This window comes from Klebsiella sp. MISC125, from assembly GCF_051131775.1.
Classification (GTDB): domain Bacteria; phylum Pseudomonadota; class Gammaproteobacteria; order Enterobacterales; family Enterobacteriaceae; genus Klebsiella.
Genome location: NZ_CP180448.1, coordinates 1,204,048 through 1,230,062 on the forward strand (window position 1 = coordinate 1,204,048; position 26,015 = coordinate 1,230,062).

The window sequence follows — 26,015 nt, forward strand, 5'->3', positions numbered from 1 at the left end:
GCAACGAATCACGGACTGATGTTTTATTAAGGCTGCATACCGTGCAGCGCCAGGTTTGTTAATGATGAGGTCCGTGAATGCCCCGCAGTTTATGGTTCAAGGTTATTGTAGTTCTGGCCGCCCTTTGGGCACCGTTAAGTCAGGCAGACACCGGATGGCAACCGATTCAGGAAACCATTCGTAAAAGCGAAAAAGATACCCGTCAATATCAGGCGATTCGCCTGGATAATGGCATGGTGGTTCTGCTGGTTTCCGATCCGCAAGCGGTGAAATCGCTGTCGGCGCTGGTCGTCCCTGTGGGTTCGCTACAGGATCCCGTGGAGCATCAGGGACTGGCTCACTTCCTGGAACATATGACGCTGATGGGCTCGCAGAAATATCCTCAGCCTGACAGCCTCGCCGAGTTCCTCAAAATGCACGGCGGCAGCCACAACGCCAGTACCGCGCCGTATCGCACCGCGTTCTATCTTGAAGTGGAAAACGATGCGCTGGACGGCGCTGTTGACCGTCTGGCTGACGCTATTGCCGCGCCGCTGCTGGATAAAAAATATGCCGACCGCGAGCGTAATGCAGTTAACGCCGAGCTAACGATGGCGCGAACCCGTGACGGGATGCGGATGGCGCAGGTTAGCGCTGAAACCATCAACCCGGCACACCCGGGCTCGCATTTTTCCGGCGGTAACCTCGAAACGCTGAGCGACAAGCCCGGCAAGCCGGTGCTCGATGCGCTGCATACCTTCCGCGATAGCTGGTATTCCGCCAACCTGATGAAAGCGGTGATCTACAGCAACAAACCTCTGCCGGAGCTGGCGAGCATCGCCGCAGCTACCTATGGTCGCGTGCCGAACCATAATATTAGCAAGCCGGAAATTACCGTGCCGGTGGTGACCGATGCGCAAAAGGGCATCATCATTCACTATGTCCCGGCGATGCCGCGTAAAGTGCTGCGCGTTGAGTTCCGCATCGATAACAATAGCGACCAGTTCCGCAGTAAAACCGACGAACTGGTGACCTATATGATCGGCAACCGTAGCCCGGGCACGCTTTCTGACTGGCTGCAAAAGCAAGGACTGGTCGAAAGCATCCGTGCCGATTCCGACCCGGTGGTTAACGGCAACAGCGGGGTGCTGGCTATTTCCGCAACCCTGACGGATAAAGGCCTGGCGCATCGTGATGAAGTCACGGCTGCCATTTTCAGCTACCTCAATCTGCTGCGTAGCCAGGGAATTGATAAGCGCTATTTCGATGAACTGGCCCATGTGCTGGCGCTCGATTTCCGCTACCCATCAATTAATCGCGATATGGATTACGTCGAATGGCTGGCTGACACCATGATCCGCGTGCCGGTTGAGCATACTCTGGACGTCGTCAACATTGCCGACCGTTACAACCCACAGGCGATTAAAGACCGTCTGGCGATGATGACGCCGCAAAACGCCCGCATCTGGTATATCAGTCCGAAGGAACCGCATAACAAGACGGCCTACTTCGTTAACGCGCCTTATCAGGTGGATAAAATCAGCGCGCAGACCTTTGCCGACTGGCAGCAGAAATCCAGCACCATCGACCTCAAGCTACCGGTGCTGAACCCCTATATTCCTGATGATTTCACCTTAATCAAAAGCGACAAGGCTTATCCGCATCCACAGCTGATCGTTGATGAGCCGACGCTACGTGTGATTTACGCGCCGAGCCAGTACTTCGCCAGTGAACCGAAGGCGGATATTTCGCTGGTCCTGCGTAACCCGCAAGGCATGGACAGCGCCCGTCGTCAGGTGATGTTTGCCCTTAATGATTATCTGGCGGGTATCGCGCTTGACCAGCTTAGCAACCAGGCGGCGGTCGGCGGCATCAGCTTCTCCACCGGTGCTAACAATGGGCTGATGGTTAACGCCAACGGCTACACGCAGCATCTTCCGGAACTCTTTAACGCGCTGCTGGATGGTTACTTCAGCTATACGCCGACCGAAGAACAACTGGAGCAGGCTAAATCCTGGTACGCCCAGATGATGGACTCGGCGGATAAAGGCAAAGCCTACGATCAGGCGATCATGCCGGTTCAGATGGTTTCACAGGTGCCGTATTTCCAGCGCGAAGATCGCCGGGCGCTGCTGCCCTCGATTACGCTTAAAGAGGTGCTGGAGTACCGTGATAATCTCAAAGCCAAAGGGCGTCCGGAGCTGTTGGTGATTGGTAATCTCACCGCCGATCAATCAACCGCTATGGCGCGGCAGATTCAAAAACAGCTGGGGGCAGACGGCAACGAATGGTGCCGTAATAAAGACGTGCTGGTAAACAGCAAACAGCTGGCTATTTTTGAAAAAGCGGGCAACAGCACCGATTCCGCGCTGGCTGCAGTCTTCGCGCCGCCGAACGTGGATGAATACACCAGCTCTGCTGCGAGTTCTCTTCTCGGGCAAATCGTGCAGCCGTGGTTTTACAACCAACTGCGCACGGAAGAACAATTGGGCTATGCGGTTTTTGCCTTCTCAATGAATGTTGGCCGCCAGTGGGGAATGGGCTTCCTGCTGCAAAGTAACGACAAGCAGCCTGAATTCCTGTGGCAGCGTTTCCAGGCCTTCTTCCCGACGGCGGAAGCCAAATTGCGGGCGATGAAGCCGGAAGAGTTTGCGCAGATCCAGCAGGCGGTTATCAGCCAGATGCAGCAGGCACCGCAGACCCTGGGCGATGAGGCATCAAAGCTGAGCAAAGATTTCGATCGCGGTAATATGCGTTTTGATTCACGTGATAAAGTAGTGGCTCAGATTAAACTGCTGACGCCGCAAAAACTTGCTGACTTCTTCCATCAGACGGTAGTGGATCCGCAAGGCATGGCGATACTTTCCCAGGTTTCCGGGAGCCAGAACGGCAAGACGGAATATGCACATCCGCAGGATGGCAAAGTCTGGGAAAACGTCAGCGCATTGCAGAAATCCTTACCCCTGATGCGAGAGAATGAATGACCGAAACCGCCGAGTCTCTTGACCCCCTGCGCTTGCCCCTGACGGGCGAGCGCCTGATAGAAGCCTCTGCGGGCACCGGAAAAACCTTTACCATTGCCGCGCTCTATTTGCGGCTGCTGCTGGGGCTGGGCGGTGAATCCGCCTTTCCCCGGCAGGTCAGCGTTGAAGAACTGCTGGTGGTGACCTTTACCGAAGCGGCGACCGAAGAGCTGCGCGGGCGTATTCGTAGCAACATCCACGAGTTGCGCATCGCCTGCCTTCGTGACAGTACCGATAACCCTCTCTACGCCGGACTGCTGGCGGAAATACCTGACAAAAACCTCGCCGCGCAAACGCTGCTGCTGGCGGAACGCCAAATGGACGAAGCGGCGGTATTTACCATTCACGGCTTCTGTCAGCGGATGTTGAGCCTCAACGCTTTTGAATCCGGCATGCTGTTTGAACAGCAGCTTATTGAAGATGAATCCCGCCTGCGCTATCAGGCCTGCGCCGACTTCTGGCGTCGCCACTGCTATCCGCTGCCGCGCGATATCGCCGCGGTTATTCATGAAGCGTGGAAAGGCCCCCGTGACCTGCTGAAATCAATCGACCGCTGGCTGCAGGGCGAAGCGCCGCAGCTAAAATCTCCACCACCTGCCGAAGAAACGCTGGCCGAACGCCATCAGCAAATCATCGGGCGCATTAATGCGCTTAAGCAGCAGTGGCTGGAACAGGCAGGCGAAATTGAGGCGGTGCTGGAAAATTCAGGCCTCGACCGGCGCAAGTTCAACCGCGGAAATCAGGGAAAGTGGCTGGAGAAAGTGAATGCCTGGGCACAGGAAGAGACCCTGAGCTATCAGCTTCCGGACGCGCTGGAAAAGTTCTCTCAGGCTTTCTTGCTTGAACGCACCAAAGCGGGCGGTGAATCGCCTGTACACCCGCTGTTTAGCGCGGTAGAGAAGCTGTTGGCTTCACCGTTAACGTTGACCGATCTGGTTATCGCCAGGGCTTTGGTCGAAATCCGTGAAGCAGTGGCCCGGGAGAAACGTCGCCGCGGCGAGCTGGGCTTTGACGATATGCTCAGTCGCCTTGATGATGCTCTTCGTAGTGATAGCGGAGAAGCGTTGGCCTGCGCGATTCGTCAGCGTTTTCCGGTAGCGATGATCGATGAATTCCAGGATACCGACCCGCAGCAGTATCGTATTTTTCGTCGTATCTGGCGACAGCAGACAGACACCGCGCTGCTGTTGATTGGCGACCCGAAGCAGGCGATTTATGCCTTCCGCGGCGCGGACATTTTTACCTACATGAGAGCGCGTGGCGATGTGAGCGCCCACTATACGCTGGATACTAACTGGCGCTCCGCGCCGGGAATGGTTGAAAGCGTCAATCGCCTGTTTAGCCTCAGCGATAACCCCTTTATGTTTCGCGAAATCCCGTTCCTGCCGGTCAAATCGGCGGATAAAAACCAGGGGCTGCGCTTTACTGTTGATGATGCCGTGATCCCCGCAATGAACGTCTGGCTGATGCCGGGCGAGGCCGTTGGCTCGGGGGATTATCAAACATTTATGGCGCAGATTTGCGCCGGGCAAATTCGCGACTGGCTCAGCGCGGGTCAGCAGGGCAAAGCGCTGCTATGGCGTGGTGAAAAATCCTCTCCGGTTCAGGCCTCGGATATCACGGTGCTGGTGCGTAACCGCCAGGAGGCCTCGCTGATCCGCGACGCCCTCCAGCTGTTGTCGATACCTTCCGTCTACCTTTCCAACCGCGATAGCGTGTTTGAAACGCCGGAAGCGCAGGAGTTGCTATGGTTGCTGCAGGCGGTGCTGGCGCCCGAACGCGAGAATACCCTGCGCAGCGCGCTGGCAACCTCAATGTTCGGCCTGAACGCTCGGGATATCGAAAACCTCAATCAGGATGAACGGGCGTGGGATGAACTGGTTGAGGAGTTTAGCGGCTACCGGCAAATCTGGCGTCAGCGTGGGGTCATGCCGATGCTACGCGCGCTGATGACCGCGCGACGTATCGCCGAAAATCTGCTCGCTACAAACGGTGGCGAACGACGCCTGACCGATATTCTGCATATCAGCGAGCTACTTCAGGAAGCGGCCAACCAGCTTGAAAGTGAACATGCGCTGGTACGCTGGCTGGCGCAGCATATCGCCGAGCCGGATAGCAATGCCTCCAGCCAGCAGATGCGCCTGGAAAGCGACAAGCACCTGGTGCAGATTGTCACCATTCACAAATCAAAAGGTCTGGAATATCCGCTGGTCTGGTTGCCGTTTATCGCGCGTTTTCGTAAACAAGATCAGGCGTTTTATCACGACAGAAGTTCCTTTGCGGCGGTCCTCGACCTCGGGCAGGATGACGGCAGTATGGAGCTGGCGGAGGCCGAGCGTCTGGCTGAAGATTTGCGCCTGCTGTACGTGGCGCTGACCCGTGCGGTCTGGCACTGTAGCCTTGGCGTTGCGCCGCTCAGTACCCGGCGTAGCGATAAACCTGGTACCAGCGATTTTCACCACAGTGCGTTGGGCCGCCTGCTCCAGGGCGGGGAGGCGATGGATGCCGCAGGGCTAACGGCTCGTTTACAGACTTTCTGCTGCGATGATATTGCTCTGCAACGTCCTGTGCTTACGGATCCGACGCCCTGGCAGGCTCCGCAGACGGAACTGCCGCCGCTTTGCGCGCGTATGCTTGGGCGCACGGTGGTCGACGACTGGCGAGTCACCAGCTATTCCGGTTTACAGCAGCACGGTCACAGCGCGGCGCAGGATCTTCTGCCGCGCCTGGATGTCGATGCCGCAGGCGTTGGCGAAGTAATGGAAGAGCCGCAGCTCACGCCGCACCAGTTCCCGCGCGGCGCATCTCCGGGGACGTTTCTGCATAGCCTGTTTGAAGATATTGATTTCACCCAGCCGGTGCCCGCCGACTGGATGGCAGAGAAACTACAGCTGAGCGGGTTCGAGGAGAAATGGACGCCAGTGCTGACCGAATGGCTCGACGGCGTGCTGCGCACCCGCTTGCCGGGGGCGGAGATCGCCCTGAATCAGCTTAGCGAAACCGATAAACAGGTAGAGATGGCCTTTTATCTACCCATCGAACAGCCTCTGGATCCGCTGCGTCTGGACGCGCTAATCCGTCAGTACGATCCGCTCTCCGTTGATACCCCAACCCTCGATTTCCGTCAGGTACGCGGCATGTTGAAAGGCTTTATCGACCTGGTATTTCGCCATAATGACCGCTATTACCTGCTGGATTACAAATCGAACTGGCTGGGGCAAGATCGCGAGGCCTATACCCAGGACGCCATGATGCAGGCAATGCGCACGCATCGTTATGATTTGCAATATCAGCTCTACAGCCTGGCGCTGCACCGTTATTTACGCCATCGTATTGCGGACTACGACTATGAACACCATTTTGGCGGCGTGATTTATCTCTTTTTACGCGGTATGGACGGACAGGCCGGCGGTCAGGGGATCTTTACCACCCGCCCGGCGCTGCCGTTGATTGACGGCCTTGATGCGCTGTTTGCCGGGGAAACGCAGGAGGTGGCGCTATGACTATAGACGAACTGTTGCTGGAGGCCGCTGAGCAGCGCCTGCTGCGCCCGCTGGATGTCCAGTTTGCGCTGATGGTGGCGCAAGAAGCGCATCCGGCGGTGAAACTGGCCGCCGCGATCCTGAGCCGCGATGCGGGTGAAGGGCACGTCTGCTTGCCGATCTCTCGTCTCGAAGATGATGAGCTGTTGAGCGGAAAAGCGGCGGGCCTGCGCGAGCAAATCCTTGAGCTGACAGGTACCCCGGACGACTGGTCAACGCTGCTGCTTGGCTCTGAGGCGGTCAGCCACGGCGAGCGGCCGACGCCCATCATTCTCTGCGGCGAACGGCTTTACCTCAACCGTATGTGGCGCAATGAACTGACCGTCGCGCGCTTTTTCAACGAAGCCAATCAGGTACTGGATGTTGATGAAGCCCGGTTGGCTTCAACGCTGGACGCGTTGTTTCCGCCAGGGGATGATATTGACTGGCAAAAAGTGGCCGCAGCGGTTGCTCTGACCCGACGGATTTCGGTGATCTCCGGCGGCCCCGGTACCGGAAAAACCACCACCGTCGCCAAACTGTTGGCGGCGCTGATTCAGACGCACGCCAGCCCGCGCTGTCGCATCCGCCTGGCGGCACCAACCGGCAAAGCCGCGGCGCGCCTGACCGAATCCCTTGGCGCTGCGCTGCGCCGTCTGCCGTTAACGGACGAGCAAAAGGCGCTGGTGCCGACCGAAGCCAGCACTCTCCATCGCCTGCTCGGCGCTCAGCCGGGGAGTCAGCGGCTGCGCTATCACGCCGGAAACCCGTTGCATCTTGACGTGCTGGTGGTCGATGAAGCCTCAATGATCGACCTGCCGATGATGTCGCGTCTGATTGACGCTCTACCTGAACATGGGCGGGTCATTTTCCTTGGCGACCGCGATCAGCTGGCCTCGGTAGAAGCCGGAGCGGTACTCGGTGATATTTGTGCCTGGGTTAATGCGGGATATACCCCCGAACGCGCGGCCCAGTTGGGGCGATTAACGGGTCAGCCGGTGCCTGCGGGCGAGAGCGAAGCGGCGGGCGCGCTGCGCGACAGCCTGTGCCTGCTGCAAAAAAGCTACCGTTTTGGTCGCCATTCCGGCATTGGAAATCTGGCTTATGCGGTGAACAGCGGCGAACGTAGCGCAGTACGCGCGACGCTGCGCCAACCATTCGACGACATCACTCTGTATCCGCTGAGTACCACCGAAGAGTACGAGGCGATGCTCATCCAGGCGCAGGCGGGCTACGGTCGTTTCCTGCAGTTGCTGCGCGAACGAGCCGAACCCGAAGAGATGATTGCCGCATTCGGTGAGTTCCAGTTGCTGTGCGCGCTGCGCGATGGTCCCTACGGCGTTAGCGGCGTGAATGAACAGCTGGAGCAGATGCTAAACCGCAAGCGGGCAATTGCCCTGCCGCGCCATTCGCGCTGGTATGAAGGGCGTCCGGTGATGATCTCCCGCAACGATAGCGCGCTGGGGCTGTTTAATGGCGATATTGGCATTGCGCTGGAAAGAGGTGACGGCCTGCGCGTCTGGTTCCCGATGCCCGATGGCAGCATCAAGTCGGTACAACCGAGCCGCTTGCCGGAGCACGATACCGCCTGGGCGATGACGGTGCACAAATCGCAAGGGTCGGAGTTCGATCACGCGGCGCTGATCCTGCCTTCCCGCAGCGTGCCGCTGTTGACACGTGAACTGGTTTACACCGCCATTACGCGCGCCAAACAGCAACTGTCGATTTATGCCGATGAGCAAGTGCTGACTCAGGCGGTTGTCGCACGTACCGAACGCCGCAGCGGGCTGACGGAGATCTTTGCGGGGCAGGGGCATCTCTGAGTCTGCCGGGCGCTAATAAGGGGCGACTAAAGGCATTATCCACAGCAGCGATATGGAGTTCATGGCGAAGAAATACTTCGCCGAACCCTTTGCAAGCGGTGGGGTCGAGACGTTGGCCACCACGAGGACAATGGCGGAAATCACCAGGTTAATAACGGAGAGGATCATAAAGATAAAGAAAATAAACAGCCCGGCACCGTAAGCGCTTCCTGACGAGCCTCCGCTCCCCATCATCATCAGCAGAATGAGCAGCCAGGGGTAGAGTGAAATAACGGTGACGATTATTTTTATATTTTTCACAAACCCGTTTTCTGAGTTATTCACCATTAATCTATATTCCTTAATTTGAATTCATAGACAGGATAAACCATAGCTATGTCGTTATCCCTGTGAAACAAGAAGTGAAAGTAACAATATCCAGACGACAGAAATGGAGTTGATAGCAAAGAAACGCCCTGCGGAGTTTTTTGCTGCTGAGGGGGTAACTATATGAGTACAGACAATAAAAATGATTGAAATAATCAGATTAATGACAGACAGCGCGAAGGAATAAATAGCTATTCCGGCACCTGCTCTCAGTAACCAGCTTGCTTTACTTGCGCCATTCAGGCTTGCAATTAATAGCAGCAGCCAGGGATATAAAGAGAGCACGATAACAATAATGCTGATATTGCGGGTAAACCAGTTGCCAGAATTATCCATAAATAGCCTGCTTTCCTTTGTAGTCAGGCTAAATTATACATTTAGATTAACGCTGTGTAATTATTTATCAGATATGCCGGAAGCCAGGCTTGGCGCATCGTATTGCCGCCGGGAATATTCCCGGCGTTGGAGCTATAAATCTGGTGCGGAGGCTGTTTTACACCGTGAACCGGGGAAGGACATTAACTCAAGTCCGCCATCAGCACTTTTGAACGGCGCTGATAGTTGTACATCTCTTTCTTGCTCTCCGGCAGCAGGTCGACGTCTACTGGGGTAAAGCCGCGCTCCTGGAACCAGTGAATGCTTCGGGTCGTCAGCACGAACAGCTTACTCAGGCCCATTTGCCTCGCCTGAGCGGCAATACGCTCGAGCAGCACTTCTCCGCGCGATGAGCTACGGTAATCCGGATGCACCGCCACGCAGGCCATTTCACCGATTTTCTCTTCCGGGAACGGATAGAGGGCGGCGCAGGCGATCGTGGTGTTGTCACGCTGAATGATGGTGAATTTATCGATTTCCATCTCCAGCTGTTCGCGCGAACGCCGTACCAGGATGCCCTGTTGCTCCAGTGGGCTAATCAGTTCAAGGATCCCGCCGATATCGTTGATGGTGGCGCGACGGATCTGTTCGGCGCTCTCCATCACAATCTGGGTACCGATACCGTCGCGTGAGAACAGTTCCTGCAACAGCGTGCCGTCTTCCTGATAGCTGATCAGATGACAGCGACGCACGCCGCTACGGCAGGCTTTGACCGCCCCGCGCAGGAAGCGCACCGTGCCGGAATTATAATCTTCGTCTGCTTCCAGCTCCTCAACCCGCGCCTGAGCTTCGTTGGGGAACAGTTCGGGAACGATATCGCCATTCTGGTCGTAGACCCCTTGCGACGAGCAGAAGCCGATCATTTTTTCGGCTTTCAGCTTAATCGCCAGTTGAGTGGCAATCTCTTCGGAAGTGAGGTTAAAGCTTTCGCCAGTGACCGACACCGCAACTGGGCCCATCAACACAATCGCGCCGTTATCCAACTGGCGGTGAATGGCTTCTTCATCAATGCGCCGAATGCGTCCGCTGTGGCAATAATCCACGCCGTCATCTACCCCTAACGGCTGCGCGATCAGGAAGTTGCCGCTGACCACGTTGATATGGGCACCCTGCAACGGTGTGTTGTTCAGGCTCATCGACAGGCGAGCGGTAATTTCCAGCTGCAGCATGCCCGCCGCTTGCTTAACCAGCTCAAGCGTTTTGGCGTCAGTCACTCGGGTCTGTTTGTGATAAACCGGCTCGTGACGATGCTCCGCCAGGTTGGCGTCAATCTGCGGGCGTGCGCCATAGACCACCACCAGGCGAATACCCAGGCTGTGAAGAAGGCCAATGTCATTGACTATACTAGAAAAATTATCATGCTCGATGGCTTCTCCGCCCAGCATGATGACAAACGTTTTACCCCGATGGGCGTTAATATAGGGAACAGAATGGCGGAATCCCTCTACCAGTTCGGTGCGACGTTCCTTCACCATGACACAACCTCAATGCATGATTATTCGTAATTAGTGTATTTTTATTCTGTTTTGCCGGTAAACGCAAGCGCCAATTTGTTGCTGAGTTGAGAAAGCAGTGTGAGCTAAATCAGGGTGTCAAAGATTGTTTACCCTTTTATAGATGACAGGTTATACGCCTTTCGTTAAAGTTTCTGGTCAATCTGTTTGTTTTAAATACCAATGATTTCTTACTGCTTGGGAGTGGCATGTCGGGATACAAGTCAGAATTAAGCCGCCGCCGTTTTTTACAAGGGGCGGGCGCCATGTGGTTAATGAGTGTGAGTCCGGTTGGGTTGGCTGCCGCGGCGCAGGTTGTTGCCGTGCGAGTCTGGCCATCATCGACCTACACCCGCGTCACCGTGGAGTCCAATCATATTCTGAAGTATCGGCAGTTTGCGCTCAGTAATCCTGAACGACTGGTCGTGGATCTGGAAGGCGTTAACCTCAACTCGGTGTTAAAAGGAATGGGCGGGCAGATTCGCGGCGACGATCCTTATATTCAGTCTGCTCGCGTGGGTCAGTTCGATCCGCAAACCGTGCGTATGGTCTTTGAGCTGAAACAGAACGTGAAACCTCAGCTCTTTGCGCTGGCCCCGGTTGCTGGTTTTAAAGAACGTCTGGTGATGGATCTCTACCCCTCCAATGCCACCGATGTGCAGGATCCGCTGCTGGCGCTGCTTGAGGATTACAATAAAGGTGATCTTCAGCGTCAGGTTCCCCCTGCGGAAAGCGGGCCGAAACCGGGTAAAGCCGGGCGCGATCGGCCGATCGTGATTATGCTCGACCCCGGCCACGGTGGTGAAGACTCTGGCGCGGTGGGGAAATATCGCACTCGCGAAAAAGACGTGGTGCTACAAATTGCCCGACGGCTGCGCGCGCTGATCGAGAAAGAGGGCAATATGAAGGTCTATATGACTCGCAACGAGGATGTCTTTATCCCGCTGAAGGTGCGCGTTGCCAAGGCGCAGAAGCAGCGTGCCGACCTGTTTGTCTCTATTCACGCCGATGCATTTACCAGCCGACAGCCCAGCGGCTCTTCGGTCTTTGCGCTGTCGACCAAGGGGGCCACCAGTACCGCGGCGAAGTTTCTGGCCCAGACCCAGAACGCCTCGGATCTGATTGGCGGCGTAAGCAAAAGCGGCGATCGCTACGTCGATCACACCATGTTCGACATGGTGCAGTCGCTGACCATCGCCGATAGCCTGAAGTTTGGCAAGGCGGTGTTGGAAAAGATGGGCAATATTAATAACCTGCACAAGAATCGCGTTGAGCAGGCGGGCTTCGCGGTGCTGAAAGCGCCGGATATTCCATCGATTCTGGTGGAAACCGCGTTTATCAGTAACGTCGAAGAAGAGCGTAAATTGAAAACGGCGAAATTCCAGCAGCAGGTTGCAGAGTCGATTCTGGCAGGGATTAAAGCCTACTTCGCTGACGGCGCGACGCTGGCAAGGCGAGGGTAACGCAACGGGAATGTAAATGGCTCTATTGAAGAGCGCGCACGGCGGAAATATCCGCGAGGCCGCCGCGCTATTGGGAATCTCTGCGGAACAACTGCTGGATTTTAGCGCCAATATTAATCCACTGGGGATGCCGGAAAGTGTAAAGCGCGCCATCATCGATAATATGGCCTGCGCTGAACGCTATCCGGACGTTGAGTATCAGCAACTGCACCTCGCGCTGGCGGAACATCACCAGGTTCCCGCTTCGTGGATCCTCGCTGGAAATGGCGAAACGGAAGCGATCTTCACCCTCGTTCAGGGTTTGAAGCCGCGTCAGGCGATGATCGTCACGCCGGGTTTTGCCGAGTATCGCCGGGCGCTGCAATCGGTCGACTGCGCGGTGCGGGAGTTTCTTCTGCATGAAGAGGATGGTTGGCAGCTGACTGGCGCTATCCTTGATGCCCTGACGCCGGATCTGGACTGCTTATTCCTCTGTACACCAAATAATCCGACCGGACTGCTACCCGAACGTCGTCTGCTCGAATTAATTGCGCAGCGTTGTCAATCGTTGGGAATCGCGCTGATCCTTGATGAAGCGTTTATCGATTTTATTCCCGATGAGCCGGGATTTATTCCGCTTTTGCGCGATAATCCACACGTATGGGTATTGCGTTCGCTCACCAAGTTTTATGCCATCCCCGGCCTGCGCCTGGGGTATCTGGTCAATGGTGATGAACGGGCGGTGGCGCGAATGCGCGAGCGACAGATGCCGTGGTCGATTAACGCCTTTGCTGCGCTGGCGGGTGAAATCATTCTTCAGGATAGCGACTATCAGCAGAAAACCTGGCTGTGGCTGGAGGAAGAGGGGCAGCGTTTTTACCATCAACTGCGCCACATTCCCGGCCTGACGGTCTATCCTGGCCGGGCTAACTATTTGTTTTTGCGTTGCGACGTGCCGGACCTTGATCTGCAATATGCCATGTTGCAACAGCATATCCTGATCCGCAGCTGCGCCAACTATCCCGGGCTGGACGGGCGCTACTTCCGCGTCGCGATCCGCAGCCAGCAGGAAAACACCCAGTTGCTAACGGCTTTCAGGCAGGTATTTACCGGGTAGATGTTCCTGGCGTCTGCGGGCGGTAGCCGGGCTACGAGTTTACAGTCGTCTGCGGGCCGGTAGCCCGGACAAGGCGCATCGAGCGCCGCCTCCGGGAAATATGATTGTCGGCGCTAGCGCAATTCGACGCCGCCCTGCACCATGCGCAGCAGGTGTTGCTCTGGCCAGTATTCACTGAGCCGTGTTTCCACCAGTTGCCGCTGCAAATACTCAATATCGTGACGTTCACGGTCGAGCATCAGGCCAACAACGCTACCGCTGTGCGCCACGTTCAGGCCGTATAAATCACACTCTTCTACCAGCGCAAGCAGCGTATCAAACCCCGGTTTAGGCAGCAGGTGCTGGCTGGCGATAGCGCTGAGCGTTGCTGCTTCTCCCATGCAACGGGGGTCATCCGTCTGACAGGCCTGCTGGATTTTCTCCCAAGCCTGTTGCAGGGCGGCAGAATGAGCTTGCAGCTTTTCAAGTCTGGGAAGGCGGTGATAATCAGTGGTCAGCAGCGTGGCGGGGCTTTCAAGTACCAGTAGATCAAGCTGAGGCTGAGAATGGCAGGCTATTTGCGTTTCGGCGGTGTTGTGATCGAATAGCGTCAGTTGTCGAAACAGGGTGCTGTCGGTCGGTTCCAGAGAAACGCACAGTTGGGCGAGGGTGGTTTCATCCAGCGGGTGGCCGAGATGATGCGCGGTAGCTACCGCCGTTGCGGCGATATCCGCAGTGCTGCTGGCCATACCTTTGGCGACCGGAATGGTGGAGCAAATGTCGATACGAATCTCTTTGCTGAGGTCAGCCGGATAGCGCCAGTAGTTCAGTAGCCTGTCGACCATTGCCCGTGAAAGCGGACGCTCATCCGTGCGAGGTGAACCGTAGTCCACCTCGACGGTGCTGTACCAGTCAACGGGGCAGGAGACCAGCTTCTCGCTGCCGAGGATCCAGCCCTGGATGAGTTCGCCACAGGAGGCGGGGCATTGCGCAACAGCCACGTTTTTCTACCCTTTGCTCAGATTGCCAGGGCGCATAGTGTCATGCCGATCCCGCTATTTCCATGATTCACCGCAACTTGCCGGGCGGCGAACTCAGGCTGAAACGGTTAACGTCTGCGCTTCGGGAAGCGCGAGACGCATAACGTCGCGGGCAATCATCAACTCTTCATTAGTATTAATGACTGCCACTTTGACGACCGCGTTTTCGCTCTGAATAAAGGTGGCGTTATGCTGGTTTTTCTCTTCATCGACCGACAGCCCGAGAAAATTCAGGTTGTGGCAGATAGCACTTCTGGCGCGGGCCGAGTTTTCGCCGATGCCGCCGGTAAAGATCAGTGCGTCCAGGCCGCCCATCTGCATGATATAGCTGCCGATGGTGGCGCGAATGCGCTCGGCAAACAGCGTCAGCGCCAGGGCTGCTCGCTGATTGCCACCGTCAGCAGCCTGTTCGACATCGCGATAGTCATGGGAGACGCCGGAGACGCCAAGCAGGCCCGATTCATTGTTTAACAACAGGTTGAGCTGCTCCGGCGTTTTGCCCTCATGCAGCGCCAGCCACGGTAAAATCGACGGGTCGATATCGCCGCTGCGGGTGCCCATCATCACGCCGGACTGCGGCGTAAAGCCCATCGAAGTGTTCACGGAACGCCCGCCTTTGATGGCGCAAACGCTGCTACCGTTACCAAGATGGCAGCACACTACGCGCAGCGCGCTCAGCGGCACGCCCAGCTTTTCTGCCAGCGTCGCGCTGACGTACTTATGGCTGGTGCCGTGGAATCCATAGCGACGAATGCCCAGTTCACTGTAGTAGCGCCAGGGCAGCGGATAAATAAACGCGCGCTCGTCCAGCGTCTGGTGAAAAGCGGTATCAAATACCGCGACCGACGGCGTATCGGGCAGCAGTTGGCGGAACACTTTGATCCCCAACGCATTAACCGGGTTATGCAGCGGGGCCAGTTCAGCCAGACGCTCAATTTCCGCTAAGGTTTCATCGGTGACCGGTGTCGAATCTTTAAAACGTTCCCCGCCGTGCGCCACGCGGTGACCGACGCCGTCGATATCCTGCAGGCTCTGAATAATCTGGTAGCCAAGAAGCTTTTCCAGCAGCAGGGTGACAGCCTCGCGATGATCGGCGATCGGCGCCGACTCCTGCCATTTTTGCGCAGGGGTTTTTATTGTTACCTGGGCGTTGGCCATGCCGATACGTTCAATCAGTCCCTGACAGAGCGTCTCGCCCTGCGGCATTTCCAGCAACTGGAATTTTAATGATGAGCTGCCGGCGTTAATGGCCATTATTTTGTAAGACATAAAGGTTCCTTCGAATTCAGAAAATCCAGCACGGCGTCGAGACCCGAGTTATTCAACGCGCTGGTAATAAAAATCTGCTCTGCGCCAGCCTGCGTAAGCCACTCCGCAACCAGCGAAATACGCTGCGGGTCGGCCAGATCGGCCTTGGTGACCAGGCCAATCGTCGGTCGGTTCATCGGTGCGGTAAAACCCGGAGAAAAGGGCGACCACTGGGCGTCGGCATTCAGCACCAGCGCGATGACGTCGGCCTCGCAGGCGCTGGTCAGTAGGGCGCTATATAGGCAGCGGTTCTCCAGATATTCGCCCGGCGTGTCGATGGCCATCGGCGACCATTCAATGGCCTGAGTTTTCTTATAATGGAGCGCTTCGCCGTGCAGGCTTTGGGTCAGCGAAGTTTTTCCGCACTGGCTGGGGCCGATAAACATCAAACGCTTCATTGGCTTACGTCCGGGTGATCGAACAGGTGGTGAACTGCATCATTTCGCCCAGCGTGCGCGTCACCTGCTTGAGGGCATATTCGACGGCGGAAACATCGCCGGTCAACACCACCGCGCCGGTAAAGCGATCGAGAAAACCAATCTCCACCGCGCCGGATTTGGTGGCGATATCGCAGGCGATAATCGACGCTTCGCTTGGCGTGATGGTAAGGATGCCAATGGCGGAAACCGCATCCGGCAGGCCCAGCTTCTTAAAGAGATCTTTGCCTGGATTGGCAATCAGGTGCGCGAGGGTGACCTGTTTCCCCGGCACGTATTCCTGAATCATGCGATCCGTTGTCGGTTGTCTTTCCATTATCCCTCCACCATCTGTCGCCACATGGCTTCATGCGGGCGCGGAATAACCGAACGGTAAACCAGCAGCCCTTTTTCGCCCGCGCTTTCGCTGGCAACCGTCACGGCGTTATTGACGTCAGAAACGTCGCCCGCCACCACCATGTAGCACTTACCGCCGATGCCGAAGGCCATATGCACTCTTACCAGGGTGACGTTTGAGGCTTTCACCGCCCGGTCCGCGGCGCTGATGCAGGCCGCTACGCTCCAGGTTTCGACGATGCCGACCGCCTGGCGTTTTTCGACGCTGTTCAGGCCGCTGATAGCCGGGAGAATGCTGGGATGGATGTTCGCCAGCACCATGCTGTCGACGAGCATCTCGCCCGCCAGCGACGTGCCGGTTTCAATGGCCTGCTGGAGCGCGCCGATATCGCCGCCCAGCATCAGTAAAAACTTACCTGGGCAGATGGTCTTGCTGACCAGTAGATCGACGTTGGCGCTTTTCAGCATGGCATCACCAAGTTCCATGCCTTTGGCGATGCTGGTGAGTTCTAAAATTCCTATAGCCTGAGACATGGTTAACCTCTTACAACCGTGATGGCCTGTTCGCTGATGGCCGATACAACGCCGTCGATGCTGGCGTGAATCGGCGCGCCTAATGCACCTGCCGGAACGTCGGCAATGCACTGTCCGCGCGTGACGCGTTCCCCTTGCACGACATTCGGCACTGCGCTGGCACCAATATGCTGGCGCAGCTGCAAGGTCACTTTTTCCACTGACGGCTCGTCAGCGCAGAGTGGTGCTTCCTGATACCAGAGGCTGAGCCCGAGTTTGGCGATCAGCCTCTTCACCGGCACCAGGCGATATTTCGCCATCTCATCGGCCGGATACAGCGGCCCTTCATAGCGCTGGTTTTGCGCCCGCAGCTCGCGTTTCAGCATCCGGTTGATGCGCATCGGCGAGATCCCCACCGGGCAGGCCACGCTTTCACAAACGTTGCATTCCGAGCAGGTGAGGGCGCTCAGCAGCAGCTGCGGCGTGGCGGCCTGGTGAAAGTTCACTGCCCGAACCAGCAGGTGCGGGGAGAGTTCGTGGCCAATCAGATGCCGCGGGCAGAGATCGGTGCACAGACGGCACTGCTCGCAGACGGTACGCGCGACGGAAAGCACCGTGCGCTCGTCCTGCATTCGCCGCTGGATAAGCGGATGGCTTTTCGGTAGCACCAGCAGACCACCGGTGGTTTTGGTCACCGGGTTATCCAGCGAGGTAATCAGGCCGCCCATCATCGGGCCGCCGTTAATAAAACCGGGGTCGTCAACCGTTGCGCCGCCCGCCAGCGCTAATACTTCGCGCAGCGACATGCCGATGGGGACGGTAACGGTCAACGGTCTGGCGACCGCGCCGTTCACGGTCAACGTGCGACGAGTAACCGGAAACTGCTGCTCGACCGCCCGGGCAACGTTAAGGACGGTTTGCACGTTATTGACGACTACGCCGACGCTGGCTGGTAGCGCCGCCGGAGCGACCCGGCGGCCGGTTGCCATCCAGATGGTCAGCACCTCATCACCCGCCGGATAAACATCCGGCAGGATATGCAGACGGATACCGGCAGGCAGCAGCGGGGTTAATGCTTCAATAGCCCGGTGATACTTCTCTTTAAGGGCAATGACCCCTTCGCGAGCGCCGGTTGCCGTCATCGCATATTGCACACCGCGTACCAGACGCGCGGCCTGCTGCCACATCAGCTGCTGGTCAACTTTGAGCATCGGTTCACACTCGGCGGCGTTAACCAGGAAAATTTCCACCTGCGCCTGCAGCTTTACGTGAGCGGGAAAGCCTGCGCCACCTGCGCCGACGACGCCCGCTGCGCGAACGCGCTCGCGAATTTCATCAGCGCTATGAGACATTTCAACGGCGTTGACGGCGGTACTCATAGCAGTTCCTCCAGCAGTTCCCGAATGGCTTCGGCATTAGCCGGACGCGGGTTGGTGCGTAGGGTGACGTCAGCCAGCGCAGCCTGCACCATCGCTGGAATGCGCGTGGAAAAGTTGGATTTTCCTTCTTTAAGCGCAGCGGCCAGTGAGGGAAGGGCGCAGCGTTGCTTAAGCAGTTCGATTTGCTGAATCAGCGCATTGATCGCCGCGATATCATTAGCTTCTGCCGGGCAAAAACCACAGGTCTTCGCCATCCGCGCGTAGCGTTTGGCGGCGCGCGGGTCACCCGCGTTAAAGCGGATCACCGTCGTGAGCAGCAGCGCATTGGCCAGCCCGTGCGGCAGATGAAACTGTCCGCCGAGCTGGTGAGCTATCGCGTGATTAAGCCCCAAACCCGCCTGACTGAATGCCATCCCCGCCAGCGTTGAAGCGTTGTGCATTTTCCCGCGCGTCGCTACGCAGTCACCTTTTTCCACCGCCGTGGGCAGATACTGGAACACCAGTTTGGCGGCTTTTTCCGCCAGCGCGTCGGTAAAGTCGCTGGCGTGCGGTGACACCCAGGCCTCCAGGGCGTGGGTCAGCACGTCCATACCGGTGTTGGCGGTAATCTGCGGCGGAACGCTGACCACCAGCTCCGGGTCGAGGATCGCCATATCCGGATACAGCGCATTGTTGAATAGCGGGTACTTGATACCTTTATCAGGATCGCTGATCACGCAGGCGCTGGTGACTTCCGAACCGGTGCCGCTGGTGGTCGGGATCGCCACGCAGGTTTCGATGTTGATCCCGTTCTGCTGGCTAAACCAGACGATGGCCTTCGCCGCGTCCATTGCCGAGCCGCCGCCAAAACCGATCACCACCTGCGGTTGCAGAGCCTGCATTTGCGCAATGCCCTGCACCACGGTGTGGATGGTGGGGTCCGGCGTTATCTCGCTAAAGACGCTGATGCGGTTATCTGCGGGCAGCGCGTTGCGCAGGGTATCCAGCAGCGGCGAGCGCGCCAGAAACCCATCGCAGATTATCCAGATGTGCTTGTTGGTAAAGCGCTTAAGCACCGCCAGACTGCCCTGGCCGCTGTACAACCGCGTTTGTAGTGAGAAAGTATTCATCGCGACCTCGGTTAGCGGATGGAGAAGCCGTTGGTCAGCACGCAGCGCCGTGAGCGAGCAAAGGTTCGCGCCGACGTGGTCCCTTCACCGGTTGGCGTGGCGATAGTGAAGGTGGTAAACCCTTCACCGCCGACGCCAATCCCGGCATAGGATGGGCCATTTTTAACGAATATTGAGGTTTGCAGGGTGCGCGCTGCGAGGTTCAGGCGCGACACGTTCTGCGAGTGCATGATCGCGGTGTGATGCAGCCCCTCTTCAACCTTCAGCGCCAGCGTCAGCGCGCTATCGAAATCGCTGACTTTTACCACCGGCAGCATCGGCATCAGCTGTTCGCTGGTCACCCACGGATCGTCGGCGTTGACGATGCCAATCAGCAGACGAGGCGCTTTGGCAGGAACGGCGATCCCGGCGGCTTCCAGCATGGCTGATGGGCTCTTGCCGACCAGTTTTTTATTCGCCTGGCCTTCTGGTAGACAGGCGGCGCGGAGTTTGTCGGTATCGGCAGGACTTAGCAGCAGCGCACCGAAGGTTTGCATTTGCTGTACCAGCCGGTCGGCGACGCTCTCCACTACGATCAGGCTCTTCTCGGCAATACAGGGCAGGTTGTAATCGAACGAAGCGCCGTTGATGATATCTTCTGCTGCTTTCACCAGATCGGCTGTTTCATCGACGATACAAGGCGGGTTGCCCGCACCTGCGCCAATCACCTTCTTACCGCTCTTCATACCCATCGCCACAATGCCCGGTCCGCCGGTAATCGCCAGTACCGCAATGCGCGGGTGGGCCATCATCTGCTGGGTGGCTTCGAAAGTTGGCTCTGCGACGGTAACCACCAGGTTGCGGATGCCGCAGCAGCGGAAAGCAATCTCTTCAATCAGGCTGATAAGCTTGAGAGAGACCTTTTTCGCTCCCGGATGCGGGCTAAAGTAGACGCTGTTGCCCGCCGCCAGCATGCTGATGCTGTTGTTGATGATGGTTTCCGTCGGGTTGGTACTTGGGGCGACTGAGCCGATGACGCCAAACGGTGAGTATTCAAATAACACCATGCCGCCGTCGCCGGTTAGCGCGGTGGTGGTGAGATCTTCTACGCCCGGCGTGTTGTCCAGAGCGGCCTTGTTTTTCAGAAATTTATCTTCTTTATTGCCCATGCCCGTTTCATTGGCGCTCTCTTCCGCCAGCGAGGCGAGAAGCGGCGTCAGCTCCTGACGCATTGCGCTGATGATGGCGCTGCGCGTTTTCAGCGGGCACTGCTGGTAACGTAAGAACGCCTGGTGCGCGACGTCGATTGCCTCGCTGACGGACTGGAAGATCCCTTTGCCCTGAGGCTGGCTCGGCGTTTGCTCCGGGGTCAGTTGCTCGCTGAGAATGGTGCGAATGAGGGTTTCGAGTTCAGAAGTATTCATTGATGAGTTCCCACGTTAATGGCCGCAATAGCAGCCAGTGCTATATCCATGTCCTGCTCAACGCTGCCGCCGCTGATGCCCAGACCCCCAATCAACAGACCGTCACGCCACAGAGCGTAACCGCCGCCAAAGGTAACGACTTTTCCCTGTAAATGACTTTCCAGGCCATAAAGCGCGGCGCCCGGCTGAACGACATCGCTCAGTTCATGGGTTGCCGTTTTCATAGCGACTGCAGTCCAGGCTTTTTTCGGTGCCAGTTCGCTGCTGACCAGCAGGGCGTCCGGCATCCGCCAGGTGACGGTTTCCGTACCATGCGCGTCAACAATGCTGACCACCACCGGCACCTGTAGCTGCTGGGCGCGCTCTACGGCGGAGCGAGTCAACTGGTGGAGGTCGTGAAACGAGAGAGCCATAGGCGTCGTCTCCTTGAGGCGGGGGGGCTGGCTGGCGGCCAGATAGCGTTTGCTGATTTCACGGATGATATCGTTCTGGTGCGCATCGCTATCTTCGGCGCGAGCCAGGGCGTACAGGCAGTCTGATAAGCGGTTGATGTAACGCATCAGCACCTGGCGCACGTTGATTTCTGCGGCCAGCTCAACTAGGCGGCGTTCGGCCCGGCGAGCCAGCGTACGGGCAAAATGTAGGCGGCTCGCGGCTTCGCAGCGACCGGGTAAAATAAAACTGTGCAGCGGCTCGACGCGGGCCATCGCCCGATCGATAGCGGCTTCCAGAGCCGAAATCTCTTCGCTGCTGATGTAGCGCTGTTTGGGCGACGGCTGCTCGCTGTCGCTGGCCAATTCGGCGCTAAACCAGAAAATTTGCTGCTGGATGGCCTCGAGTAAGATGCGATGGCTTTCATCCGCAGCGGCGCAGGCGCACAGGCTCAGCGCGGCGTTCAGCTCATCCAGCGTGCCGTAGGCTTCGACGCGCGGGTGGGTTTTGCTCACCCGCTGGCCGGTAAATAACGATGTGGTGCCGGCGTCACCTGTTCGGGTATAAATCGCCATAATCGCCCCTTAACGCGAAAGCGTATCTACAATGCCGACAACGGCGAGGTCAATGGCCTCATTGGGCCCGGAAAAGACATGTCTGGCGCTGGAGCCGCCGCTAAGCAGCACCAGTTCGCCGACGCCTGCGCCGACGGAGTCAACGGCAACTTCATCGCCTGACGTTGGTGATGCGGGAAGTTCGCCATCGGCGCTGACCCGACGTACCAGCAGCAGCTTTTTCCCTACCAGGGAGGGCGATTTTTGCGTGGAGACAACCGCGCCCGTGACTCGTGCCAGATGCATGATTTACTCCTGCTTAATTAATTGAATATTCCGCGCGCTTGCCGCTTCATGCGCCAGTGCGGTCACGATGCATTTGCGATGGAGAACCAGGCGTCCTTTGCCCAGGCTTGCGACATCGCGATAGCTCAGCAGCGAACCGGCGTGCAGAGTCAGCGCCAGCCCGTGCTCGTCGGTGAACATCACCGGTAGACGAGCCAGTTTTTTTACCGGGATAACCGGCAGTAGCTGGCTATGCACGCAGAGCTGTACGCGGATGCCGAAAGCCAGGGCGTCGTGAATTTTCCCGGCGACGGGGTCATCGGTTTCCGCTTCAGCAAGCTGGCCCAGCAGCGGCAGGTCGATGAGCAGAATGCGCAACGACGCGTGCTGACAGAACAGGCTTCGGCTGTCTGCTTCACGCAACTGCGCAACGCTCAGCGTCGCCGTGCTGTGGGCGCGACGCTGCAGCCGGGAGACAATCTCCTCAACAATGCGCTGCAGAATTTCGCCGTTCATCGTGGGGCCACCAGCCGGGCAAAGGCCTGCGGGTTATCGGCACCAGCAGCGTTGGCTTCATCGGTATCGATATGCATTTCGAGGCGCATATCCGGTGAAACGCGAATCGCCACGTTGTTGAAAATCAGCCCGCGATCGTCGCCTTCGATTGCCACGGAGACCTTATCGCCGTGGGAGACCCGCAGGATCAGGGCATCCAACGGCGACATATGAATATGCCGCTGGGCGACAATCACCCCAGAAGATAATTCCAGTTCGGCAAAGGGGCTGACCAGACGGATGCCCGGCGTCCCTTTCAGGTTGCCGGACATTCTCAGCGGTGCTGCCACTCCCAGCGTCCTTGCGTCGGTGCGCGATATTTCCACCTGGCTTGTTGAGCGCAGTGGACCAAGCAGGCGTACGTTTTTGAGCTGCCCTTTTGGCCCCACCAGGGTGACAGTTTGTTCCGCAGCATATTGCCCCGGCTGCAGCAGCGCTTTTTTCTCGCTGATGGGATGGCCGGGAAAAAGCTGCGCGTAATCCTGCGCAGACAGATGGATATGACGATTCGAGACGCCCAGCGGAATCGGGCGCTCGCGCATCTCATCAAGAACTTTGCTGACCGTTGATTCCAGAAGCTGTTTATCCATTACGCTTCACCTCGCTTGCCTGAATGAAGGCAAAGAGAACGAGGATCGCCTTTCTGGCGCTGGCATTTCGGGTCCAGGCACAGGTTGCAGCTGACCAGTCCGGCTTCCTGTGGTACTTCATCTGCTGGCTCTTCAGAAACGACATCGGCCATGATTGGCTCTTCAGGTTCAGGTGCCATGACGGAGGGCGGGGGAGTTTCTGCGGGCATTATCCCTTCTCCGGGCCTGGCGATGACCTTGTGGGCCACCAGGCCATTTCGCTGTTCGGCAAAATGTGCGCCGGTGGTGATCGCCGCCTGCACGGAGGCGACATCACCGGTCACTTTAATAACCGTCCAGCCTGAACCATTGGTCTTTTCGAGGGCGACCAGCGTGATAGAAGCGGATTTCGCCATGATATCGGCGCAGCTGATAGCCAGTGCCAGACCACAAACTTCAAGTAATCCAAGAGATTGCTTCACGCGGTGCTCCTTATTCGCCATCGATCAAGCTTTCGGTAAAATGGCCTCAACGTCGCTGTGCGGACGCGGGATAACGTGGCAGGATTTCACTTCACCCACTACGCTTGCCGCCGCGCTGCCTGCGTCTACGGCCGCTTTAACCGCGCCAACATCGCCGCGAACCATCACGGTAATCAGACCAGAGCCAATTTTTTCGTAGCCCACCAGCTGCACGTTGGCGGATTTCACCATCGCATCGGCGGCTTCAATGGCGCCGACCAGCCCTTTTGTTTCAACCAGTCCCAGTGCGTTATTCATACTGCCGTTCTCCTGTGTTTAAGCATGGAGATCCCGAAAAGGGATCCCTTTGACGAGCCGTGCCGCGTTGTTACCTGTATTGCGTTGGGCTTGACTGTCCTGATGATGCATCAGCGTAAAAAGCGGCGCGGATGCGGGTAAATTTTTGTAGTGCACGACCAGCGTGCGCCGATCGCAGGCAATGCCGACCAGCAGCGGCGAACTGCGCGCCGCCTGCCAGGCGCTGTCTACGACTTCTCCAACTGGGTGATGTTGAATCAGGAAAGGGATGCCTTCCTCTTCGATACCCAGCAACACTTCGCCCCAGAGGCTGGCGCAGTCGTCGATAGCGGTAATGACAATTGCCGGAGTGGTGTGGTTACTGTCCATGAGCAAACTCCTTATACCAGGAGAGAATCAGGCCAGTTGCCACCGCGTTTCTTGGGCCTTCGCTGCCGCGAATATTTCCTCGCCCGGCAACAAGGCGGTAGTGCGCCAGCGCATCGGTGACCAGCTGCGGAACTTCGAAATCCAGCGACGAGCCGCCGACCAGCACCACGAACGGAATATCGCGAATGTTGCCGGTCGGGCTGACCTGACGCAGCGCGCGCAGGGCGTTGGTGACGAAGACGCGTTCTTTAGCGCTGCGGCGAATGGCGCGCACCTTCTCCAGCGCTAAATCGCCGGGAAGCGGCACCAGTCCATCGGGTTTCACCACGCAGACGCGGGCGAATACGGCGGGAGGCAGCGGCGTCGGAAAGAACTGGACGCTGCCGTCCTCGTGGCGTAAATGGAACAGGCTTTCGACCTTGGCCAGCGGGTATTTCTTGATCTCTTCCGCCAGATAGCGGTCTTCCAGCCCCAGCTCGCGGGCAATGATCATCGTGACCATATCGCCTGCGCCGGCGAGGTGGGTGGCGATAATTTCGCCTTTGGGGTTGATAATCGACGCATCTGTAGAACCTGCGCCGAGATCGAGGATCGCCAGCGGTCGAGTAGTGCCCGGTGTGGTCAATGCGCCTAAAATGGCGGCTTCAGCCTCAGCGCCGCCGATTTGCACGTCGATATTGAGCTTTTGCTCGATTTCACGGGCAATCATCGCCATTTGCAGACGGTCTGATTTCACCATCGAAGCGATGCCGACGGCCTGCTCCAGCGAGAACTCCCCGGCAAGACCACCGGTGACGCTGACGGGTACAGAAGTATCAACGGCCAGCAGATCCTGAATAAAAATCTCGCTGCTGGGCTTGTTGGTCAGTTCGGCCATGGTCTGGCGCACGTGTTCCAGCATGCCGCCGATGTTGGTCCCGGCCTCGCCGGTCACGTTATCGAGTTTGTTGCAACCATCGACCGCTTTCATGATGGCTTCGGCACCGGCGGCAACATCGACGCGCACGGTACGTCCTTGAGCCAGCAGTTCCAGATTACCGGCCGGTATGGCGCGCGCTTTGACGTCGCCAGAGGGCGTTTTGACCACCACCGCAGAGCGGTTGCCGATCAGCGCACGCGCCATCGGCACGATATTTTTCGTCTCATCGGCGGTGAGGTTAAATACGGTGGCGATGCCGTAAGGGTTGGAGAGGGTTTCGATAACCTTCCCCGGAACGGCGACTTCAATCGCCGCCAGCATCCCCAGCGGAATGCGGTCGATGTATAGAACTTCATCAACAATCGGCAGCGGTTTTTCCAGCCGATTGCTGACCAGTACGCCATCATCGCGCTGCAAAATGACGCCGGTAATCTGGTATCCGGCGCGCATAGAGGCGTTGATGACGTTGGCGATGTCGGCAAAATCGAATGCCGATGACACCACCAGAATATAGGACGAGTCCGCCGGGCGGGTTAACAGCTCCTCCGGCGTAATCGTGATACCCACACCAAGGCCTACTCCGCCCGGCGTTTTCGGGTTATGGCCGATCATTGTCGATTCGGTGATGATGGTTTCGGTAATCGTCTCCATCGCCACATCGCCAATGACCGGCGTGGCTTCGTTAATGCGAATGAGCGAAATATCGCTGACATTGATCCCCGCGCGTTTTGCAACGAGGGAAAGTGCTTCCTGAATCCCGAACACGTTACGTAACGTGCCTTTGATTCCTGTGGTTTCCGCCAGCGCACTGTGCGTAATCGTCAGTGCGTCTGCCCCATCAAGCGTCGCCAGCGCGATTTCCGTTGATGAGTTGCCGATGTCAATGCCAGCTATATATCGCATACGCAAT

24 protein-coding genes are annotated in these 26,015 nt (G+C 57.5%); 5 read left to right on the forward strand and 19 right to left on the reverse strand.

Going from position 1 to position 26,015, the window contains the following annotated elements; all coding sequences use genetic code 11:
• The first annotated feature begins 77 nt into the window (after window positions 1-77).
• The 3 genes from ptrA to recD are packed head-to-tail and all read left to right on the forward strand — an operon-like array spanning window position 78 to window position 8,346.
• Window positions 78-2,963 (forward strand): pitrilysin, encoded by a 2,886-nt coding sequence (gene ptrA, locus ACMYSL_RS05725; protein WP_434661687.1) that lies wholly within the window; start codon window positions 78-80, stop codon window positions 2,961-2,963.
• Window positions 2,960-6,505, forward strand: a complete 3,546-nt coding sequence (recB, locus tag ACMYSL_RS05730) for an exodeoxyribonuclease V subunit beta (protein ID WP_434661689.1) — start codon at window positions 2,960-2,962, stop codon at window positions 6,503-6,505. Before ptrA ends, recB begins: the two co-directional genes overlap by 4 nt.
• Entirely contained in the window at window positions 6,502-8,346 is a 1,845-nt protein-coding gene (recD, locus tag ACMYSL_RS05735) for an exodeoxyribonuclease V subunit alpha (RefSeq protein ID WP_434661690.1), read from the forward strand. The genes recB and recD overlap by 4 nt, the downstream gene beginning before the upstream one ends.
• 12 nt (window positions 8,347-8,358) lie before the next feature.
• On the opposite strand, the gene ACMYSL_RS05740 is transcribed toward recD, so the two are convergent.
• From ACMYSL_RS05740 to argA, 3 genes are all read right to left on the reverse strand, one after another.
• Entirely contained in the window at window positions 8,359-8,673 is a 315-nt protein-coding gene (locus ACMYSL_RS05740) for a hypothetical protein (RefSeq protein WP_434661692.1), read from the reverse strand.
• Between the two features lie 54 nt (window positions 8,674-8,727).
• The gene (locus ACMYSL_RS05745; protein ID WP_434661694.1) at window positions 8,728-9,048 is read right to left on the reverse strand and encodes a hypothetical protein; all 321 of its coding nucleotides are present in this window, start codon (window positions 9,046-9,048) and stop codon (window positions 8,728-8,730) included.
• 182 nt (window positions 9,049-9,230) lie between these two features.
• Window positions 9,231-10,562 (reverse strand): amino-acid N-acetyltransferase, encoded by a 1,332-nt coding sequence (gene argA / locus ACMYSL_RS05750; RefSeq protein WP_110276460.1) that lies wholly within the window; start codon window positions 10,560-10,562, stop codon window positions 9,231-9,233.
• Between the two features lie 227 nt (window positions 10,563-10,789).
• Here argA and amiC point away from each other — a divergent pair, with 227 nt between their 5' ends.
• Together amiC and cobD are read left to right on the forward strand one after the other, a co-directional pair.
• Window positions 10,790-12,043, forward strand: a complete 1,254-nt coding sequence (amiC, locus tag ACMYSL_RS05755) for an N-acetylmuramoyl-L-alanine amidase AmiC (protein WP_112213947.1) — start codon at window positions 10,790-10,792, stop codon at window positions 12,041-12,043.
• Between the two features lie 16 nt (window positions 12,044-12,059).
• Window positions 12,060-13,139, forward strand: a complete 1,080-nt coding sequence (gene cobD / locus ACMYSL_RS05760) for a threonine-phosphate decarboxylase CobD (protein ID WP_434661696.1) — start codon at window positions 12,060-12,062, stop codon at window positions 13,137-13,139.
• A 113-nt stretch (window positions 13,140-13,252) separates the two neighbouring features.
• Here cobD and ACMYSL_RS05765 read toward each other — a convergent pair whose 3' ends face one another.
• From ACMYSL_RS05765 to pduG, 16 genes are all read right to left on the reverse strand, one after another.
• On the reverse strand, window positions 13,253-14,119 hold the full coding sequence (locus tag ACMYSL_RS05765) for an L-threonine kinase (RefSeq protein WP_434661698.1): 867 nt from the start codon (window positions 14,117-14,119) through the stop codon (window positions 13,253-13,255).
• A 93-nt stretch (window positions 14,120-14,212) separates the two neighbouring features.
• Complete coding sequence (locus tag ACMYSL_RS05770) at window positions 14,213-15,427, reverse strand: acetate/propionate family kinase (protein ID WP_434661699.1); 1,215 nt, start codon at window positions 15,425-15,427, stop codon at window positions 14,213-14,215.
• Window positions 15,412-15,864 (reverse strand): propanediol utilization protein PduV, encoded by a 453-nt coding sequence (pduV, locus tag ACMYSL_RS05775; RefSeq protein WP_434661701.1) that lies wholly within the window; start codon window positions 15,862-15,864, stop codon window positions 15,412-15,414. Before pduV ends, ACMYSL_RS05770 begins: the two co-directional genes overlap by 16 nt.
• A 4-nt stretch (window positions 15,865-15,868) precedes the next feature.
• A complete protein-coding gene (gene pduU, locus ACMYSL_RS05780) occupies window positions 15,869-16,219 on the reverse strand; it encodes a propanediol utilization microcompartment protein PduU (RefSeq protein WP_000441100.1) in 351 nt (116 codons plus the stop codon).
• Window positions 16,219-16,773, reverse strand: a complete 555-nt coding sequence (gene pduT / locus ACMYSL_RS05785) for a propanediol utilization microcompartment protein PduT (protein WP_110276466.1) — start codon at window positions 16,771-16,773, stop codon at window positions 16,219-16,221. Before pduT ends, pduU begins: the two co-directional genes overlap by 1 nt.
• Window positions 16,774-16,775: 2 nt before the next feature.
• Window positions 16,776-18,131 carry a cobalamin reductase PduS gene (gene pduS, locus ACMYSL_RS05790; protein ID WP_434661705.1) on the reverse strand — a complete coding sequence of 452 codons (1,356 nt, stop codon included), beginning with the start codon at window positions 18,129-18,131 and terminating at the stop codon, window positions 16,776-16,778.
• Window positions 18,128-19,240 carry a 1-propanol dehydrogenase PduQ gene (gene pduQ / locus ACMYSL_RS05795; protein WP_434661706.1) on the reverse strand — a complete coding sequence of 371 codons (1,113 nt, stop codon included), beginning with the start codon at window positions 19,238-19,240 and terminating at the stop codon, window positions 18,128-18,130. The genes pduS and pduQ overlap by 4 nt, the downstream gene beginning before the upstream one ends.
• An 11-nt stretch (window positions 19,241-19,251) precedes the next feature.
• Window positions 19,252-20,643 carry a CoA-acylating propionaldehyde dehydrogenase PduP gene (gene pduP / locus ACMYSL_RS05800; protein ID WP_434661708.1) on the reverse strand — a complete coding sequence of 464 codons (1,392 nt, stop codon included), beginning with the start codon at window positions 20,641-20,643 and terminating at the stop codon, window positions 19,252-19,254.
• Window positions 20,640-21,650 carry a two-domain cob(I)yrinic acid a,c-diamide adenosyltransferase PduO gene (gene pduO / locus ACMYSL_RS05805; RefSeq protein ID WP_112213939.1) on the reverse strand — a complete coding sequence of 337 codons (1,011 nt, stop codon included), beginning with the start codon at window positions 21,648-21,650 and terminating at the stop codon, window positions 20,640-20,642. Before pduO ends, pduP begins: the two co-directional genes overlap by 4 nt.
• A gap of 9 nt (window positions 21,651-21,659) precedes the next feature.
• The gene (pduN, locus tag ACMYSL_RS05810) at window positions 21,660-21,935 is read right to left on the reverse strand and encodes a propanediol utilization microcompartment protein PduN (RefSeq protein ID WP_004133641.1); all 276 of its coding nucleotides are present in this window, start codon (window positions 21,933-21,935) and stop codon (window positions 21,660-21,662) included.
• 3 nt (window positions 21,936-21,938) lie between these two features.
• Window positions 21,939-22,430: a microcompartment protein PduM gene (gene pduM / locus ACMYSL_RS05815; RefSeq protein WP_434661709.1), complete on the reverse strand. Its 492-nt coding sequence runs from the start codon at window positions 22,428-22,430 to the stop codon at window positions 21,939-21,941.
• Entirely contained in the window at window positions 22,427-23,059 is a 633-nt protein-coding gene (locus ACMYSL_RS05820) for a phosphate propanoyltransferase (protein WP_434661710.1), read from the reverse strand. Before ACMYSL_RS05820 ends, pduM begins: the two co-directional genes overlap by 4 nt.
• On the reverse strand, window positions 23,059-23,541 hold the full coding sequence (locus ACMYSL_RS05825) for a BMC domain-containing protein (protein ID WP_110276473.1): 483 nt from the start codon (window positions 23,539-23,541) through the stop codon (window positions 23,059-23,061). The genes ACMYSL_RS05820 and ACMYSL_RS05825 overlap by 1 nt, the downstream gene beginning before the upstream one ends.
• Window positions 23,542-23,544: 3 nt before the next feature.
• Window positions 23,545-23,817: a propanediol utilization microcompartment protein PduJ gene (pduJ, locus tag ACMYSL_RS05830; protein WP_110276474.1), complete on the reverse strand. Its 273-nt coding sequence runs from the start codon at window positions 23,815-23,817 to the stop codon at window positions 23,545-23,547.
• A gap of 18 nt (window positions 23,818-23,835) precedes the next feature.
• Entirely contained in the window at window positions 23,836-24,186 is a 351-nt protein-coding gene (gene pduH / locus ACMYSL_RS05835) for a propanediol dehydratase reactivase beta subunit PduH (protein ID WP_304253335.1), read from the reverse strand.
• Window positions 24,176-26,008 (reverse strand): propanediol dehydratase reactivase alpha subunit PduG, encoded by a 1,833-nt coding sequence (gene pduG / locus ACMYSL_RS05840; protein ID WP_434661712.1) that lies wholly within the window; start codon window positions 26,006-26,008, stop codon window positions 24,176-24,178. Before pduG ends, pduH begins: the two co-directional genes overlap by 11 nt.
• Between the last annotated feature and the right edge of the window lie 7 nt (window positions 26,009-26,015).

Coding starts and splice junctions, on each gene's coding strand:
- ptrA (WP_434661687.1), top strand. CDS start 78: ATGCCCCGCAGTTTATGGTTCAAGGTTATTGTAGTTCTGGCCGCCCTT.
- recB (WP_434661689.1), top strand. CDS start 2,960: ATGACCGAAACCGCCGAGTCTCTTGACCCCCTGCGCTTGCCCCTGACG.
- recD (WP_434661690.1), top strand. CDS start 6,502: ATGACTATAGACGAACTGTTGCTGGAGGCCGCTGAGCAGCGCCTGCTG.
- ACMYSL_RS05740 (WP_434661692.1), bottom strand. CDS start 8,673: ATGGTGAATAACTCAGAAAACGGGTTTGTGAAAAATATAAAAATAATC.
- ACMYSL_RS05745 (WP_434661694.1), bottom strand. CDS start 9,048: ATGGATAATTCTGGCAACTGGTTTACCCGCAATATCAGCATTATTGTT.
- argA (WP_110276460.1), bottom strand. CDS start 10,562: ATGGTGAAGGAACGTCGCACCGAACTGGTAGAGGGATTCCGCCATTCT.
- amiC (WP_112213947.1), top strand. CDS start 10,790: ATGTCGGGATACAAGTCAGAATTAAGCCGCCGCCGTTTTTTACAAGGG.
- cobD (WP_434661696.1), top strand. CDS start 12,060: ATGGCTCTATTGAAGAGCGCGCACGGCGGAAATATCCGCGAGGCCGCC.
- ACMYSL_RS05770 (WP_434661699.1), bottom strand. CDS start 15,427: ATGTCTTACAAAATAATGGCCATTAACGCCGGCAGCTCATCATTAAAA.
- pduV (WP_434661701.1), bottom strand. CDS start 15,864: ATGAAGCGTTTGATGTTTATCGGCCCCAGCCAGTGCGGAAAAACTTCG.
- pduU (WP_000441100.1), bottom strand. CDS start 16,219: ATGGAAAGACAACCGACAACGGATCGCATGATTCAGGAATACGTGCCG.
- pduT (WP_110276466.1), bottom strand. CDS start 16,773: ATGTCTCAGGCTATAGGAATTTTAGAACTCACCAGCATCGCCAAAGGC.
- pduS (WP_434661705.1), bottom strand. CDS start 18,131: ATGAGTACCGCCGTCAACGCCGTTGAAATGTCTCATAGCGCTGATGAA.
- pduQ (WP_434661706.1), bottom strand. CDS start 19,240: ATGAATACTTTCTCACTACAAACGCGGTTGTACAGCGGCCAGGGCAGT.
- pduP (WP_434661708.1), bottom strand. CDS start 20,643: ATGAATACTTCTGAACTCGAAACCCTCATTCGCACCATTCTCAGCGAG.
- pduO (WP_112213939.1), bottom strand. CDS start 21,650: ATGGCGATTTATACCCGAACAGGTGACGCCGGCACCACATCGTTATTT.
- pduN (WP_004133641.1), bottom strand. CDS start 21,935: ATGCATCTGGCACGAGTCACGGGCGCGGTTGTCTCCACGCAAAAATCG.
- pduM (WP_434661709.1), bottom strand. CDS start 22,430: ATGAACGGCGAAATTCTGCAGCGCATTGTTGAGGAGATTGTCTCCCGG.
- ACMYSL_RS05820 (WP_434661710.1), bottom strand. CDS start 23,059: ATGGATAAACAGCTTCTGGAATCAACGGTCAGCAAAGTTCTTGATGAG.
- ACMYSL_RS05825 (WP_110276473.1), bottom strand. CDS start 23,541: ATGGCGAATAAGGAGCACCGCGTGAAGCAATCTCTTGGATTACTTGAA.
- pduJ (WP_110276474.1), bottom strand. CDS start 23,817: ATGAATAACGCACTGGGACTGGTTGAAACAAAAGGGCTGGTCGGCGCC.
- pduH (WP_304253335.1), bottom strand. CDS start 24,186: ATGGACAGTAACCACACCACTCCGGCAATTGTCATTACCGCTATCGAC.
- pduG (WP_434661712.1), bottom strand. CDS start 26,008: ATGCGATATATAGCTGGCATTGACATCGGCAACTCATCAACGGAAATC.